Below are 16,411 nucleotides of genomic sequence, written 5' to 3' on the forward strand. Positions count from 1 at the left end.
ATTGCTTAACTCAGTCTTCTGAATGATTAAAAGCTTACTAATGATAGCAATCGCAAGTAGTTTTCCGTTGTCAATATATTAAGAAATAAACAGACTGCGGAAAATTTCTTTCGAAACCAACATATGGAGTAAATATGGATAGAAGACAAGTATTGAGTAAAGCAATGATAGGATTAGGCGGCATTGCTTTAGCTTCATCAGCGACAAGCGTCTCTAGTTTGAATGCCTCAGGGCAGTGCCTAAATATTAAAGATTTCGGTGCTATTGGAGATGGAATGGAGAATGATACACTAGCATTCAAAAATGCACTTGCCGAACTCAAAATTCAAGGTGGTGGCACCTTATATATTCCAGCTACAGAAAAGGCGTTTTGTATTAGGGCCTGTTCACACTAATTGAGGAGATGCTGTAGGTAGTGCATTTGACGCTATGTTTGTGCCACAGGCAGGAGCAAGTAATATAACCCTATCAAATATAAAACTAGATTGTGGTCTGTCAAAAGGTTTATGTGGCGTCGCCTTTAGAAGGAATAACCGACATTGTATTGTTAATGGCGGAATTATCATTAATGCTCGACATAATCCTAATAATAACTCAGAGGGTGCAAGAATTGGCGGCGGCAGTGCACTGCTACTTGAGGATGGTGTCACAGGAAGTGATCCCAAGCAAAATATTATCAGTAATCTTATTGTAGAGAATTGCTATCAGGTATAGTGGCGCGGGTGGGCCTAAAGACCTCGACAATGCATTAACGATTATAAATAATTTAACATGCAATAATTGCAATACTGTGTTAGCACTCTATGGTAATGGTAACGCAGAAGGTTACCCACATAATGGTGAAACATCATCACTCATAGTCAATAATATAACTGCAAGGAATGTGGGAGCTAAAGGAATTGCTAACCTTGACTCTAATGGCATTATTTTTTGCCAAAGAAGCTGCAATATTATAATCAATAATTTTTATATATTTAATACACAAAAATATTTTGACGACAATACCGTTGAATATTTCTTTAATGGTGCTCACTATAATATACATGTTTCGAATGTCATTATCGATAGTGATATCGAAACACTTATTTCTAGTGGTGTGGAAAATGTCACTAGCGAGAAAAGCACTTTCGAGGTCACCTGTAACGGCACAATTCTATACCGAACACTGCAACGTCCAAGTGGCAGTTTCATCAATTGTAAATTCAATTTAAAGACCAATAAGGTTGGAAGCGACAGGTTTATTGATGCCTCTATGGATGGCCAAGAAAATAACTTTATCGAGTTTTCAAACGATGAATTTCATATCAAACTAAGTGCCAAAATAGGAACCTTATCTGGAGAAGGTATAAGCTCCAACTTCCTTATTAGGAATTTTAAGAATCAACACAATCCAATATTTACAAACCTAAACTTTGTAGATAAAAATGGAAATTTCAGAGACCTTTCCTCTCTGACAAATGGTCAGTTACTTTTTGATGGAAATGTAATAACTTAGCCGCTAGACAAGTAACTATATTTTTACCTATTCATCTGCCCATTCAGTATTTCTCAGAGATACTAAAAGTCAAAATTATAAAATCTAAAAATTTAATTAACCACTATTAATATTATTAGCGACACGGCAACAACAAGAGTTTAAAAAGTTATGTTCTAAACTCTTGTTATTTCTCATCAGTATTTAGATGGCACCCAATATTTTTAAATATCAGCTATATTACCTAAGCAAAAATAATTTTGCATTCAAACAAATGTTTGCGGTACAAAAGGAGTATTTTGTTATGAAATTATTTTTAATTAAATTTTTATCACTAATAACTATTTTCTCTCTATCTCACAACGTTTTTTCTCAAGTCGACATAGATTGCTTTAGTCACGCAGAAGCTGCTTTCATTCTGGATAAAGCAAAAAAAAATGGAGCTGCAGAATTAAAAGAGGCTGAGCAGAGTATTTTAAATGCATGTAACGTAACAGAGGACACAGGAAAAGAAGAAAAGGAGAAAATATTACAAGCTCAACTGGCACTCTCAAAGCAGGCTAAGATTTTCATAAACAATACAGGAAGCGTATTTTATGAAGCTATTGACTCATGCGGTTATCACCCACAACGTAGGGAGAGCACGTGTTCAATAGAGGTTCGCCAGCGTTTTGGCTTTGGTGGAACACCCGCTTCAGGCCCTGGAAGTTTCGAGTGGATGGCATTTTGTGTTTACAATTTACCAAGTAATCCTAACCGCTGGACTTTAGCTAACATATCAGCAGTACACGTTCATGATGAAGCTTTCGGCGCACAACCCAACTGGTATTATACCATTACAGACCAGGCTGAAACACGCTTACACTCGACTCCAGTAGATGGGAGAACTTACATAGCAAAAAATATTCTTTCTTGGGGAATTCGCCCTAGAAGCTGTAATTTCAATCCTGTTTGGGGAAATGAAGCTTACTACAGAATCAAGTTAGATCCTTAATTAAAATATTATATTAATGAAAGTGGTCGCTAATATTTTTTAACGACCACTTTCATTATATTAAGCTAAAATTAGTCAGCTGAGCCTGAAATAATTCAACGAAAATCTTGTAATTCTAAATATAACTGCCGAGAAATCGAAAACTTAGAATGAGTTACTTTTTGTTTGTCTTTGCTATTAAAAGGAATGTTATTGGTTAGATCAATAAGCGAAATATTTTCGGATAGTGACAAGCCCATATTTTCTTGCTTAAAGCGAATAGAGAGTACTTGATCAAAACTGGGAAGCTTACCGATTTTATGTATCAAAAGCCCTTTATCACTTGTCGTTGGCAAAATATAAAAACTACCGTTTTTGACATTACTAAGCGGCTGAGAGAGTAGGATCTTCTCCACGGAAATTACAATATTAGATAGAGCGACTTTACCACCTCGCTCAAAGTGGCCCGCAAATATTTCCGCTTTAAAAGACGTTAAGGAGCCATCCATCAAATCAATAAGATCGAATTTTTCCGGCATTATTGAAAGCAGTTTATTGGACTTGGATAGTTCAATAATTTTTTTAGAATGTTTATTCTCAACATTAAAAGTAAAGACAACTTGATGAGAGTGCATAGAGTTCGCTAAAGGCATATGAGATGCATAAAAGTTTTCTTCATCGACTAACAGTGCCATACCATGAACGCCGATCGCATGTGTGTGATTCTTAGAGACAGGCTTTTCTGCATTTACGTATGGCCAATATACAATCATGATAATGGCGATAACTTTATGGATATACATTTAATCTTACCCTATTTATTCAAACTCAATTTGATCAAAAGACCATTATAACACTATGAATGACACCTCGAACTATTAACTCGCCAGCTTAATAGCTCCATTTAGAGGTTCAAAATGTTTAATTTCTACAATCTCAAGAAGCAACATTAAATCAATAATTTTCAAAAGGATATTTTTAAGCCATTAATGAGCCACTACCCTTAACTTAAGAGGCCATATCGATGAAAAGTAGTTATCACAAGTTAATTTTCATTATTTATATTCTGCTACTTGCGTTATCTAACAACATCCATGCTCAACAAATCAACAGAGGAGAAAACCTAATCGATGTACTGGTCGTTGGCAATGCCGTTGACGGAACGGTAGATTTTATCGATGTGGAGTCTCTTACCGTAAGAGGCACAATTAACGTGACACCTGACTTATGGTGGAGAATTTTAACCATGCCAATAAATGGCTTAGGCTGGGGATTTAACTTATTACGAGAAGGTGGACAACGAGTTCTCGATGATGTGGTCGTTACTAAAGACGGTCGAACTTTGATCGCATCCAGAGGCTGGATGGGTGATGTCGTCGCGTTTGACCTGAGCGATCCGCACACTCCGATGATTTGGCGCTATGATCTACCAGGGTTACGTGCAGATCATATGGATATATCACCCGACGGTAGCCAGATTGTCGTATCTGATACTTTGAGGGATCGAGCACATATATTGAATCCTTTTACTGGCGAAAAAATAGGTCATTTCAATACAGGAAGCTACGCTCATGGGAACGATTTCTCTCACGATGGTAAATACATTTATAACGGCAGTATTGGCAGCATACTTCTCAGTTATTTCTTCAACATATTCAAAGGCGATAGACAGCTCACTATTGCTAATGCACACACATTCGAAATCGAAAAAGTTATATCTTTCGACTGGGGGCTAAGACCCTCAGCTTTTACTTATGACAACTCGAAAATGTATGCCCAGTTATCTTATCAAAGAGGTTTTGCTGAAGTGGACCTTGTATCAGGAGAAATACTATCAACCTATCATCTGCCAGCTAGCGAATATGGCCTACAAAATTATAGGCGATTTGACGATTACCCAAATAACTCAGCTCATCATGGTTTGGCACTTTCAGGGGACGAAACGAAACTATGTCTAGCAGGGACTATCGATCATTATATCGCCATCGTAAATTTAGAGACTCGGCAAACCGAAAATATCATTAATGGAACAGAACTTCCCTATTGGGCGAGTTTGGGTCACAGAGGGAAACGCTGCTATATATCAAATAGTGAAGGTAACTCTATTTCAGTTATCAATTTTGAAACAGCAGAGGAAATCGCCAGAATACAGGTTGGTCAATTTCCACAACGAAGTCGGGCAGTTCAGGTGCAAAGTGGCGTGTTATCCACTCAGTTTAATTGGCGTACAGACTAAGTATTTTATAAGTCAGGAACAACGGCAGCTCTAATGGAGTTTTAGCTGGTGCTTGGCAAACAACAATTTGCTGATATGTACTGTCTATCTAAACGAATATATACACATTTATATACTTAAAAAGACTTTTGAACCTGCCGTGCTTGCTAAGCTTAGGTTTTTAACAGGCCCTAATATCAAATTAATGTGTACTTTATTACGTCTGTAGAATTAACAGACAGTCATTGGACTAAGTCAAAAATATTTGCATTAAAGGTAGATGGATAAACTGAAGGATAATTTAATGTGTATTAATGAATATGAGCGTTTAAGAGCCTTGCATAGCAACAATGATATCGATTCATTTCGCGACGAGTTATTTAAGATGACATCCGATATAGGATTTAAAGGAATATCTGTTGCTCAAGAAAACCACCATACAGGTGAGTTTAAGGTTTTAACAAATTTCACGCCAGAGTACATGGAGGTATACCAAAAGAAGGAATTTCATCGATATGATCATGTATTGGCACATTGCAGATTTAATGACACTCCTATCAACTGGCAAGATCCTGTACATAAAAAAAACCTGAGTCAACATGCCAGGGATGTTATCAATACTTCCGCTGACTTTAATATAACCACTGGGATAGCAATACCTGTAACGGGATATTTGGGTCGAGGCTTAGTGAGCCTTCATTTCGATGGAAGCAAGGAGGATCTCGATAAGTATTGTCACGAAAGTATCTTTTCCTTAATAGGATACTGCCAAACGGTGATTTCGAGAATATCTAGAGATTTCCCCTCAGAGCTTATCTGCAAGCCTAAATTGACGATTAAGGAGAGTGATTGCTTAAAATACCTATCTAATGGACTAAGTAATCCAGAAATAGCATCCGTTCTTTGTGTTTCAGTGGATAGAATCAAAGAAATAGTCTCATCAATTTTAAAAAAACTAGAAGCAGCTAACCGAACAGAAGCCGTTATGCATGCGTTTAGACTCCATATTATTTAAAGCAATATACTTTCATTATGTCGAAAAAGATATATTCGATACTAATTAGGATAGCTTTTTGACTTAGTGTTGAACAATATTTGCTACTAATTAGCCTACCTGCGGATATTGTGCAAATGACATTACCGATTAATACACACTACTGATTCGTTAACTTATAAGCCTGAGTAGAAAACACTAGCACAGACTAAAAAATAACATCATGCTTATTTTTTAAATTACAATAACTAACCGGAAACTAGAAGCACTTTACAAAAGTGCTTCTCTTTTATTATTCATTCAAAAAATTTCGCACTTACAACTAATTTAAAACACGAAATCTAACATTAAACAATCTAGTAAAAATTAATTTTTGCTCTTTTTCCTGTTAATTTTTTGTTAACTTTTTATTAACCTTATATTAATTTTATATTTCTGGGAAATTACAAAGGTTATTTTTCGATTTAATTATCGTCCATATCTAACCAATTGGCGCCAATGAATGGGTATGTATTACGACATTCCAATTCTAAAAAACAAATTTTTAAAAAAGCAATAGTTTGTGTTTTTTTCTTATCTTTTTTCATTTTTTTGTAGGATGAACTTACTTTAAATTAGTTCGACTTACACATTAAATTCGTCCCTACGAGAAAGCTCTTAGTAATTTAATTAATTTTCCAAAAAGACCTTTGAATCATTCCAATAGGTTGTGCCTTCTATTTGTAAATAATTTAAATGGAAATTGTGTCTTATGAAATTTAATATCGCACACTTAAAAAATTGGGTTCCATCAAACACTAGAGAATCTTCATCCGAGAAGACATCTATAAATCACCTGCAATTCACCGCATCACGTGATACCAACCCAATACTACTTAATCAAAAAAACATAGAATCGCTATATGGTGATCAAGTACTGCGAGATGCTGCCCGAGATATGTCACCAGATAATTTTCGAGACTCAACACGACCACCTCCAAATATAAATTCATTATACGGAGATCAAGTGTTACGTGATCCTGCTAGATACATGGCTACAGGTGTATTATTAGATTCGGCGCGCCCAAAAAATAATGATCCGGAAAAAACTAAAATGCTCAATACAAAGGTTTTAAAAGATGCTGGGATTGACCCTAAAGAATACAGCTCATCTTTTCTAAAATCCGAAGCTTTATTCCAAGCATTTAAATCCAATGATTATATTATAGCAGGCAGTTCAATCAGCGATAGTAAAAAAACAGATATTCGTATTCTGGTAGATGAGCTTAATGAGAAATTTATTCAAGGGAAACCTTTAAAACCCGATATAAATTTAATGAAGAAAGAGCAACTCAGCCCTAGGATGATAAAGCTAGCAGATACACTCAGAAACGCAGGAAGTAAACATGCTGAAAAATTAGATAACGTCATATCTCATATGCAGAGTGAATCACTAGACGATAAACAAGCAAACAGAGAAGTTATTGAAGCTTTAAGCGGTATTATTGATGAGTCAAAATCAAAAAACGCACCCCCGGAGTTAAGGGCTATGAGAAATAGCCTAGTTGCTCTTCAAGACCATATGACAGCCAATATGTTAAAGGCAACCAAAGAGGATATCAAACAAGCCCTCATAAAACAACTTAAGCATTTGGAGCAGCCCGGGGCGGCGAATCTTACCGCTGCAGAATTCGTCATAGATATTCCCACCGCCGCTCCAGCTATTTCCGTTAGTATTGGTGTAGATAATATGCATGCATTTGAAACGCAAAATTATCTGACTATTCTTGAATCAAAAAAAACAGGTGTACAGGTAAGTGGGAATTTTGGTTTGCCGAGAAAAATAGGACTTAGCATTGGCGGCAAAGTAACTACGGCAAATGTGAGAGCTCATCGCAACCTTGAGCAACTAGTTGATGAAAGAGCAGATCAAATCCTTTCTTTATTGGCAAAATCCCCAGCAAAAATGGGTGTGAATGGTCACCGCTTAGCAAAACTAAGTAATATAATAAAACAACAAAATAACATTCAAAACCGGAGTGATATCTTATCAAAGGAGTTGCAGGAACTAGGTATTCTCTCCGAAGATGAACAACTAAAAATTCCTCTAGGACATAGAAAGAAATTACCTCAAAGACGGCGCGTAAACACAAAAGAATTTTTTGGCGGCGCTAACGCTTCAGTAATTAAAAGTAAACTAGGTATTACTGGAGAAGCAAGGATTCTAAAAAAGACATCTAATGAATATGATCGAGAACCTATATTTACAAGTCTTCAAAAAAGACCTGAGTTTCTTGAGAAAAAAATACAGCAGCATACTTCAGATAGTCTTAACCAACTTAGAGCAGAAAAAAACAAACCAATTAATGAAAGAGCACTCAATGCTCGTAATCACAGAGAGGCCGTAAAAAAAGAAATACTCGCGAACCTCGACGTATTACAACAATATACAAGCCATACTCGCGCCAAAGACTCTACACATAACAATAGTTTATCAACGGCAGAAGCAATGATGAGAAAATCTCTTGGTAGACTTCCTAACAATGTTGATATCGTAAAGAAAAAAGCAATAGAAGGTCAATTAAATACCAAAGGTAGAACTGAGACTATAGAAAGGCTTACAGTGCGTCATGCAGCTTTAGTTCAATTATATGAAGAAAGTATGAGTAACGAGCTAACCAAGCCTGTAGAAAACTCTAAACACGATATCAGCGAGAGGCAATTTAAAAAAGCACTGAATAATATTAATGAGCTATTTCGATCTCCTAATATAACAATGAGCAAGAAAACCCTCGATGCCCTTCATACCTCAACTCGAGTTATCAATACAGAAGTAGAAGGTATTGGAACACTTGATCTTTCCGCCTTTGGACAAGGTATTACGCTACAGGTAAGCCATGGAAAAGCAAAGCATTCTGATCCTGTAAAATCAGGACACTCCACAACCTTAGTACTAATGGCAAACGGTGCGCTTACACATAGCTCGATCAAGAGCATAATAGAAGAGATACGCTCGAAACCCGCTGAAGGAATGAGCGAGCCTGTTTCAGAAGAGGCCGCACAAGAGATGGAGAAATCATTATTACAGGCAATCGACGGCGGAGCTATAGGAAAATTAGGTGTTGAGGTAATGCTCTGGAAGGGTAAAGTAAGCCACCTAAATGTATTTAGCGAACAAACTCTTGAAATAGGTGCGGACTTAAGTCTAGCTGGAGGCGCAGCTGCTAAAGCCCGCACTACCCAACGCAATACGTTAATTAATAAGATGGGGAAAAACTCTTTCCACCACCTTCACCTGCATTTTAACAATCATTTATCGGCTAAGACTATCGACCCATCAGGGAAAACATACGATGAGTTTAGTAAGTCGGCAGATAAGTATAGTGAAACACTATTAGCGAGTCATTTTAGGAAACTACAGAACCCTAACAGTGAACCTAGCAAATATTTACAAGATTTAATAAACGAAAATGAAGAATTATATAAACCAGAAGACTTACGAAAAATTAAAAATGCTATAGCATCTCTACGCCAACATAGTAAGGGGTTAATGGAAGACAATGTTAAAAACAATGAGGTTAAGAAAAACCCTAACTACCTCGCAGCAGTTAATGATCTTAGAGATATTTTTTACATATACAACACTAATATTATTGCTGCAGGAAAGAAGGCTAATAGTGAGTTTATGGGCAACTAATAAATAAGCAAATAAATTTATCCATTAAATTTAAAAAATAAATTTAGAAAGAAAACTTAGTATCTTACGCAATAAAGCAAGGAAGCTTTGTTATAAAATTTGGCCAAACCAATTTTATTTTTGACAAAGCATTATAGTCATATACTCACTAATAATTTTTCTTTTTTAAAACCCTTCACACACTTAGCCTAAATAAATTACATAAAAATTAATTTAAGCGAACTCATCAATAATATTTTCATACCCACATTAGGGAGGCGACCGAGCTTAGCTTATGCAGAAGTAAATACGATGAATATACATTTCACATCGTAGATTTGCTAAATGCTGTCAGTAGCAACGTGGCCAGTAGTATTTAAAAATCACTCACTTACAAGAAGACAATGATTATGACTATATCTAATAAGGCCATGGTCGCTGGTGCTATTACACAGAATTTGCTATCCATTGCAGGTTCAAACCAGCCGTTCACGGACAATAAGGCGAAGATGATTCCCACAACGGAAACATTGCGCCAGGAATTGTCAAATACCCACAACGCCATAGATAATTATCTATCAAAAGGTGTAAATTCAAGTGTTGATAACGCCTCATTACAAAAAACATTACAGCGCACACATGGTGTTATACAGCAGTTTTTGGACAGACAGTCGGCTAATAAAAATAATCCTAATCAATTTATGGCCCAGTCTTCTCCTGTTCAAAAAGAAGTGAAAAATGCTTTAAACAGCATGCTTTTTCATGCATTAAAAGACTTAGAGTCAAAGCGACTTATGCAAAACCTAGATGCTTTACTCAAGCTTATGATGTTAGCAGCACTCCATCAAAGCGCTCAATCTTCTGGTGCATTTGCCCCTCCCCCTCCTAAGAACATGGGCGTAGAAGGCTTAGACGAGAGTGTTAACCTTAGAGGAATGCTGAAAGATTTTAAAAATTTCGCTGTAAATGGTAAAACAGCTGATGGTAAAAAAGTAAAAATTAGAGTTAGCGAAAAAGACGTCAAGAAATACGGAAGTATGGAAGCTGCGTTAGAACAGAAAATGAAAAAAGCAGGTATTTCAGATCTTTCTGAACTTAAGGATGTTAAGTTAAAGGGTAAACGTACTGATGGTCTACAAACTCGCTGGATGAAACCACAAGATCTTAATGATATCTCTTCAGGAAAGAAAAAATGGAAAGATGTAAAGCAAAAGAAAAGAGGTTTCTTTGCGAGAATAGGTAGCTTTTTCAAAGGTATTGGAAAGGGTATCGCCAAAATTGGTAAAGGTATTTGGAACGGCATTAAAGGTATAGGAAAAGGAATATGGAACGGCATTAAAAGTGTTGGTAAAGCTGTTGTCAACGTTGTTAAAGGTGTCGGAAAAACCATTGTAGGAGCAATAAAAACTGGGGGGGCTTTCCTCGGTAAATTGTTCAAAGGGGATCTCAAAGGCGCAGGTAACGTTCTAAAAGAAGGTGGTAAGAAGATATGGAATACCGTTAAAGATACGGCTATTCGCGTTAAAGATGGTGTCGTGAATTTAGGTAAAGGTGCGTGGAATATCGTTAAAGGTATTGGTAAAGGAGTAGTTGATTTCGCAAAAGGTGGCGCCCAAGCGATGGGTAAGCTTTTCAAAGGCGACATTGGTGGTGCATTCAATTCCGTATTGGATGGCATGAAAAATCAGTGGTCAACAATGTCTAATGGTTTCAAAACCGGACTAGGTCAAATGGTCGATGGAACCGCATCCATTGTCTCATCCCCTGTATCCCTTGTAGCAGGTAAAGAAGCGGGCGATTCGGTTGGGAATGTAGTGAAAAAAACCGGTAACTTCGGAGCTGGCTTCGTCACAGGCGCAGTTGATGGAATGGCAAAAGTCACCGGAGGAACAGCTAATATCGCCAATGGACGCGGCAGCATTGAAGATAATGTATCAGATATTGTAACAGGAGGGTTTGATGTTGCCACATCCGTCACCGGTGCTGGCGGCGCAATTAAAGGTGTAAAAGGTTTGAGCAACCTTGGTAAGGCAGGAAAAGCTGGAATGGCTTCGCAAAAAGCAGGTAAAGGTTTTACCTCTGGCGCTAGGGAGCGAATAAGAGTAATAGATGACAAGGCCTTGGCCAAAAAACAGGCCAACCAAGGAAAAGCAGGCGAACTCAAAGACAGATATGTGCCTGGTGCAAATAAAAGTCATACCACCCAAAACCTAGTCTTAAATAAATCGACAAAACTTATTTGGAACGTAAATAATACGTCGGCAGAGCGGGAGCAGAATAACCCACAAACGTCGGCTCCTGTTCAATGGGCTTAGGTAATATTTAGTACAGACACTAGATCTTATAAAAAGTAAGGGACGATGTAGGCTACCTTTTCAGTAATTAAACTACCATAATATTTATTTAATTATTGATGGGGTAGCTAACTAATTTATGTCTCACACCTTGGATATTAAGGTCTGCTAACAGACCTCACACTGGTGTAATAGTATTCATTGCTATCAGTAAATCTTCGCCTAGTTGCTTACAACGACTAGGAGACCACCCAAAAGTATGATCAGGAAGGTTGGCATTATCTTTAAATGGCATTTCCAAAGTACAAGCAAAGCACTTAAATTCATTGCCCACGGCATTAGAAGCAATAGTTAAGTTAGCTTGCCCTGGTGCATCTTTAGGGTAACCATAAGTATCTTGAAACTCTGGTGTAATTTGCATCAAAACACGCTTAAAAGCGTCTTCTAAATCAGCAATCTCCGAGCTGTAATTAGGATTACCCTCTCCACCGGCGATAAAGTTATAGGGTAAAGCTTCATCACCATGAATATCTAAATATAGATCTACACCCGTTTCACGCATCTTATTTAAAACCAAATAAACTTCAGGGCTTTTTTCCATACTGGGCGTTGCCCACTCTCGATTTAAATTAATTCCCGCAGCATTGGTGCGAAGATGACCTCGGTATGAACCATCAGGATTCATATTAGGCACAATATAGAAAACACACTTAGCGAGTAGGGAGCGCGCAACTCCATCTTCATCATCCAGCAAGCGTTCTAACAAACCTTCAATTAACCACTCGGCCATGGTTTCACCAGGGTGTTGCCTAGCGGTGATCCAGACGACTTTCTTCTCCCGTTGTTGAGCTTCTGAATCGTCACTTGCCTCACTTATTTTAAGCAAGGACAGGTCTCGACCATCGAGTGTTTCTCCCAGATTTGTTTGCAGGCATTCGTTAAATGTCTGCGCCCAAGCAAGTAAATCTAAATGACGCTCATAACCATAAGGAGCAAAATAAGCATAGTAAGTATTACTATATTCAGGCGTATGGTTAATTGTTAAGGTATCACCATCAAACTCGCAATCAACTCGAAACCACACTTTACGGTCATAAGAAGCCACAGCATGATAATCTTTCCAACCATCGGGATAAGCAGATGCTCTTAAGTCAACAATGGACATTTTATGTTCAACCATCGCAACTGATTCAAGCTTAAAGTGAAACCATTGGTAAAAATCTGATTGATGATCCTTACGAATTGATAGTTTGATATCGGTAGGTGCATCAGCAGCCAACACATTAATGTTACCGCTGTCAAAATTACTGGTTATTTTCATATAAATAAGGTGCTTAAGATTTCGATATCGTCAGCATAACATAACTCTAAATTGGCATCTTCGATTAACAGCAAATGGCACATATTTCTTCTTATATCATCACCATTAACCATTTACCCAGGCTCTTAGCTTCATGCCTATAGCTGTGCTGTACCCATAAGATTTTGACACTACATTTCTGTTTTTATCTAAAACATAGTAACTAGGATAGCCTTTTACTTGAAATTGACGCTTCACCTCTTTATTTCCCAGTAAAACGGGTACTTGTAGCTCTTGCTCACCGATAAATTCCGCTACCTCTTGTGTATTATCATAATCAAGAGCAACAGTAACCACATGAATTTTATCTGTATTCAAACCTTGCAAGTTATCAATACTCATTTTACAAACCCCACACCAAGGCGCAAAAAAATAGACAAGAGTGGGCTTATCATTTTCAGTAAGTGTTGCTACTTCTCCGGCAAGAGAAGGCAAAGATATATTATCAATTTGAACACTGCCATCAGTAGATAACATATCCCAGGTTTGCCATATAGTAATACCGGTAAAAACTAAGGCAAAGAATGTAAATTCTTTGACAAAGCGCTTCAACCTCTCTGTCCAGCCTACTTTTTTTGAATTCACATCAGAGTTTGACAATTCTTTGGGTACAATTTTAGACATGTAAGGTTCTACTCATACATAAACAATCTCAAGTATTTCTCAATAGCAACAAATTAAGCAATATTTAGAAAACCAAAAACACACAAGAATATCATTGCCTATCACAGTTATTGTCAGCCAGAGAGACTCATCATAACTGAACTTACCGGTAAAAACATCTAAGCTGCTGATAAATAAAAATACGATAATTTCGTCATTTCAAAACAATAAGAATAACTCATATTAAAAGGTAATTTTTCAGATCTAAAAACAAACTATTCCGAACTTATCATGAGAGCAGCTAACTAAATTAACAAAAATTAGTTTCTTTTTGTCAGTAGATAATATTTAAAAATTAATTTTTAACAAAAATAGATTTAGTGCTACCTAGGATAAGGCTCAGTTATCAATAAATACCTTGTGCCTAATTCAATTTACAAACATAACATTGGGATAGAAAAATGAGCTTAATTGGTAATAATATTTCGACAAAAGCTGGTGGTGAAGAAGGTGGTGGAATTCAAGAATCGAGCATGACCACTTTAGCTGCCGGCGGTATGGAGGAAGGTGGTGGTGTTAGCGATTCGGGAATATCTACCAAAGCCGGCGGAGGTATGGAGGAAGGTGGTGGCGTTAGCGATTCGGGAATATCCACTAAAGCCGGCGGTGGTATGGAAGAAGGCGGTGGCGTTAGCGACTCAGAAATATCTACGAAAGCCGGTGGCGAAGAAGGTGGCAACATTTACTTTGGATCTGATCCAAAAATAAAGCTCGCGGAGCCTGATACAAGTATATTCGACATTTTAAATAAGGAAATAAATAGCGATAAAAGTGGCTCTAACAATTTAGTAGATAATATAAATAAGCTACTAAAGATTCTTGGTATAGATATAAAACTATAAATATAAAACTGGATTCAAAGTTGTATTAGCTTTTAATTAGATACTATGAATAAAACTCGAAAAATTGTTGTATTTGGTCAAACGGATTCAAGACAGTGTCAACATCAAGTCGAAACATTGCAGAATGCAGGTGCCGAAGTGGTCTGTTATTTTCCTCAGCTCAATCACGGTTTTCCTGAGTGGAGCTGGCACGACAGCGGCAAAATCATATGGGGAGAGCAAACCATAAGTTTTGACGAGATTCATTCAGTTCTATGTTACAAAAGACCGTTACTTGCACCAGGGGAGTCTTTTTTTAGCAGAACCTCAAGTGCTAAACATAAGATGGACTGGCAACACTGGTATCACGAAAGTCTCGCTCAAAGAGACAGGCACGATACCATTATGGGATGGATATACACCTTTGAATCCAGAGGTAAACCGATTTATAACCCACAAAAAGCTATGGTCATTAGCGAGAATAAGCCTCTGCAGCTACAAATAATGCGTGAAGCAGGTTGTACCTTACCTGAAACATTAATTACCAATAATCCAGTGCAAGCAAAGCAATTTATGGAACATCTCGAACATGTTATTGCTAAACCTGCTGCAGGGGGCGCTTTGACAATTAACCCCAAACAATTGCAAGAAGAAGAGCTAGTACATATACGCCGCTCACCGGCCATTTTTCAACAGCGTATTTACGGCAAAGATCTTAGAGTCATGGTATTAGATAATCGTGTTATCTCTTGCGTCTGTGTATGCGTACCGGAAGGCACACTAGACTTCAGAGGAGATAAGGACTATGAAGAAGGATCTGCTACCTATCAACACCATACCCTCCCTGATGATATCCAAAAAATATGCATTAAAATTGCAAAGAACATGGGCTATAGATTCTGCGGCATTGATATCAAACTCACAGATGACAACGGTTATTACTTTCTTGAAGTCAACTCAAGTCCCATATACTTAGATGTGGAGTTAAAAACAGGAGATGCCATTACGCAGCAACTTGCCTCCGCTTTACTTTCATAACCATAAGTCGACTTACTGTTTGTATAAAAATCGCCCTGATGACTCTGGCTCAATAAATAAAAAAATCGCCCAAGCGGCTTTAATTTTTTATGAAAAGGATTAAGATCTCTTTTTTGTTTGAATTGAAGGTCATGAGATGGGTAGAGCATATCAGAACCGTAAAGAGTCGATGGCAAAGACGTCGGATCAGAACTCCAAGTTGTATAGCAAATACAGTCGGGAAATATACACTGTAGCCAAATCCGGAGGGGCAGATCCGAATGGAAATTTATCCCTTCGCAGCTTGCTGGATCGTGCAAAAAAAGATCAAGTGCCTAGCCATGTGATCCAAAAGGCCTTGGCAAAATCGGAAGGGGCAGATGGAGAAGACTACGCGGTCGCCCGCTATGAAGGCTTTGGCCCCGCCAACTGTATGGTGATAGTCGACTGTTTAACCGATAACCCAAACCGCACTTTTGGTGATGTACGAACCTGCTTTAACAAAACAAAATGCAAAATTGGTAGCCAAGGCACCGTTATGCATATGTTTGATCATCTCGCCATATTTGTGTTCCCTGGCGACGATGAAGAAGCAATACTAGAAGCCCTGATGATGGCCGATGTAGACGTGACGGATATCGAAAGTGACGCTGGTAAAATTACGGTGTTTGCCCCCCACAATGAATATAACAAAGCCAAAGTTGCTTTAAACGAGACCCTCGGCGAAGTGGAATTCGAGGTCGATGAAATTCAGTTTGTACCGCAGAACACATCACCTATTTCTGGCGATGATGTTGAGACATTTAACAAGCTCTTGGACATGCTAAACGAACTTGAAGACGTACAAAACGTTTATCATAGTGCTGAATTTTAAGATGCCTGCGCTGGTCTATTGACCAGCGCCAATGTATCCCTGTATAAAAATCAATCCAACAAAAGACTGAG

General features: G+C 37.7%; 14 protein-coding genes. 11 read left to right on the forward strand and 3 right to left on the reverse strand.

Annotated features, from left to right (window positions below):
* Window positions 1-134 precede the first annotated feature (134 nt).
* From BVC89_RS26475 to BVC89_RS26490, 4 genes are all read left to right on the forward strand, one after another.
* The gene (locus tag BVC89_RS26475; RefSeq protein WP_086934095.1) at window positions 135-395 is read left to right on the forward strand and encodes a hypothetical protein; all 261 of its coding nucleotides are present in this window, start codon (window positions 135-137) and stop codon (window positions 393-395) included.
* 34 nt (window positions 396-429) lie between these two features.
* Entirely contained in the window at window positions 430-714 is a 285-nt protein-coding gene (locus BVC89_RS26480) for a hypothetical protein (protein ID WP_086934096.1), read from the forward strand.
* A 76-nt stretch (window positions 715-790) separates the two neighbouring features.
* Window positions 791-1,495, forward strand: coding sequence for a hypothetical protein (locus BVC89_RS26485; protein ID WP_086934097.1), 705 nt, complete (start codon window positions 791-793; stop codon window positions 1,493-1,495).
* A 283-nt stretch (window positions 1,496-1,778) separates the two neighbouring features.
* Window positions 1,779-2,468 carry a hypothetical protein gene (locus tag BVC89_RS26490; RefSeq protein WP_158658143.1) on the forward strand — a complete coding sequence of 230 codons (690 nt, stop codon included), beginning with the start codon at window positions 1,779-1,781 and terminating at the stop codon, window positions 2,466-2,468.
* A 95-nt stretch (window positions 2,469-2,563) separates the two neighbouring features.
* On the opposite strand, the gene BVC89_RS26495 is transcribed toward BVC89_RS26490, so the two are convergent.
* Window positions 2,564-3,250 carry a hypothetical protein gene (locus tag BVC89_RS26495; protein WP_086934099.1) on the reverse strand — a complete coding sequence of 229 codons (687 nt, stop codon included), beginning with the start codon at window positions 3,248-3,250 and terminating at the stop codon, window positions 2,564-2,566.
* 221 nt (window positions 3,251-3,471) lie between these two features.
* On the opposite strand from BVC89_RS26495, the gene BVC89_RS26500 reads away from it, so the two are divergent.
* The 4 genes from BVC89_RS26500 to BVC89_RS26515 all read left to right on the forward strand — a co-directional run bounded on the left by BVC89_RS26500 (window position 3,472) and on the right by BVC89_RS26515 (window position 11,626).
* Entirely contained in the window at window positions 3,472-4,683 is a 1,212-nt protein-coding gene (locus BVC89_RS26500; protein ID WP_086934100.1) for a YncE family protein, read from the forward strand.
* 283 nt (window positions 4,684-4,966) lie between these two features.
* Complete coding sequence (locus BVC89_RS26505) at window positions 4,967-5,677, forward strand: helix-turn-helix transcriptional regulator (protein WP_158658144.1); 711 nt, start codon at window positions 4,967-4,969, stop codon at window positions 5,675-5,677.
* A gap of 730 nt (window positions 5,678-6,407) precedes the next feature.
* Entirely contained in the window at window positions 6,408-9,332 is a 2,925-nt protein-coding gene (locus BVC89_RS26510; protein ID WP_086934102.1) for a hypothetical protein, read from the forward strand.
* A gap of 389 nt (window positions 9,333-9,721) precedes the next feature.
* Window positions 9,722-11,626, forward strand: coding sequence for a phage tail family protein (locus BVC89_RS26515; protein ID WP_103654312.1), 1,905 nt, complete (start codon window positions 9,722-9,724; stop codon window positions 11,624-11,626).
* Window positions 11,627-11,783: 157 nt separating this feature from the next.
* Here BVC89_RS26515 and BVC89_RS26520 read toward each other — a convergent pair whose 3' ends face one another.
* Window positions 11,784-12,926 (reverse strand): M14 family metallopeptidase, encoded by a 1,143-nt coding sequence (locus BVC89_RS26520; RefSeq protein WP_086934104.1) that lies wholly within the window; start codon window positions 12,924-12,926, stop codon window positions 11,784-11,786.
* A gap of 105 nt (window positions 12,927-13,031) precedes the next feature.
* Window positions 13,032-13,589, reverse strand: a complete 558-nt coding sequence (locus BVC89_RS26525) for a TlpA family protein disulfide reductase (protein WP_086934105.1) — start codon at window positions 13,587-13,589, stop codon at window positions 13,032-13,034.
* Between the two features lie 440 nt (window positions 13,590-14,029).
* Between BVC89_RS26525 and BVC89_RS29995 the strand changes: the two genes are divergently transcribed.
* From BVC89_RS29995 to BVC89_RS26540, 3 genes are all read left to right on the forward strand, one after another.
* Window positions 14,030-14,470, forward strand: coding sequence for a hypothetical protein (locus BVC89_RS29995; protein WP_086934106.1), 441 nt, complete (start codon window positions 14,030-14,032; stop codon window positions 14,468-14,470).
* Window positions 14,471-14,515: 45 nt separating this feature from the next.
* Window positions 14,516-15,487, forward strand: a complete 972-nt coding sequence (locus tag BVC89_RS26535) for an ATP-grasp domain-containing protein (protein WP_086934107.1) — start codon at window positions 14,516-14,518, stop codon at window positions 15,485-15,487.
* Window positions 15,488-15,623: 136 nt separating this feature from the next.
* The gene (locus tag BVC89_RS26540; protein ID WP_086934108.1) at window positions 15,624-16,340 is read left to right on the forward strand and encodes a YebC/PmpR family DNA-binding transcriptional regulator; all 717 of its coding nucleotides are present in this window, start codon (window positions 15,624-15,626) and stop codon (window positions 16,338-16,340) included.
* Window positions 16,341-16,411: the final 71 nt, after the last annotated feature.

Source organism: Agarilytica rhodophyticola (genome assembly GCF_002157225.2).
In the GTDB taxonomy this organism is placed as follows: domain Bacteria; phylum Pseudomonadota; class Gammaproteobacteria; order Pseudomonadales; family Cellvibrionaceae; genus Agarilytica; species Agarilytica rhodophyticola.

Excerpts from the sequence above, each read along its gene's own strand:
- BVC89_RS26475 (WP_086934095.1), top strand. The coding sequence starts at position 135 with ATGGATAGAAGACAAGTATTGAGTAAAGCAATGATAGGATTAGGCGGC.
- BVC89_RS26480 (WP_086934096.1), top strand. The coding sequence starts at position 430 with ATGTTTGTGCCACAGGCAGGAGCAAGTAATATAACCCTATCAAATATA.
- BVC89_RS26490 (WP_158658143.1), top strand. The coding sequence starts at position 1,779 with ATGAAATTATTTTTAATTAAATTTTTATCACTAATAACTATTTTCTCT.
- BVC89_RS26495 (WP_086934099.1), bottom strand. The coding sequence starts at position 3,250 with ATGTATATCCATAAAGTTATCGCCATTATCATGATTGTATATTGGCCA.
- BVC89_RS26500 (WP_086934100.1), top strand. The coding sequence starts at position 3,472 with ATGAAAAGTAGTTATCACAAGTTAATTTTCATTATTTATATTCTGCTA.
- BVC89_RS26505 (WP_158658144.1), top strand. The coding sequence starts at position 4,967 with ATGTGTATTAATGAATATGAGCGTTTAAGAGCCTTGCATAGCAACAAT.
- BVC89_RS26510 (WP_086934102.1), top strand. The coding sequence starts at position 6,408 with ATGAAATTTAATATCGCACACTTAAAAAATTGGGTTCCATCAAACACT.
- BVC89_RS26515 (WP_103654312.1), top strand. The coding sequence starts at position 9,722 with ATGACTATATCTAATAAGGCCATGGTCGCTGGTGCTATTACACAGAAT.
- BVC89_RS26520 (WP_086934104.1), bottom strand. The coding sequence starts at position 12,926 with ATGAAAATAACCAGTAATTTTGACAGCGGTAACATTAATGTGTTGGCT.
- BVC89_RS26525 (WP_086934105.1), bottom strand. The coding sequence starts at position 13,589 with ATGTCTAAAATTGTACCCAAAGAATTGTCAAACTCTGATGTGAATTCA.
- BVC89_RS29995 (WP_086934106.1), top strand. The coding sequence starts at position 14,030 with ATGAGCTTAATTGGTAATAATATTTCGACAAAAGCTGGTGGTGAAGAA.
- BVC89_RS26535 (WP_086934107.1), top strand. The coding sequence starts at position 14,516 with ATGAATAAAACTCGAAAAATTGTTGTATTTGGTCAAACGGATTCAAGA.
- BVC89_RS26540 (WP_086934108.1), top strand. The coding sequence starts at position 15,624 with ATGGGTAGAGCATATCAGAACCGTAAAGAGTCGATGGCAAAGACGTCG.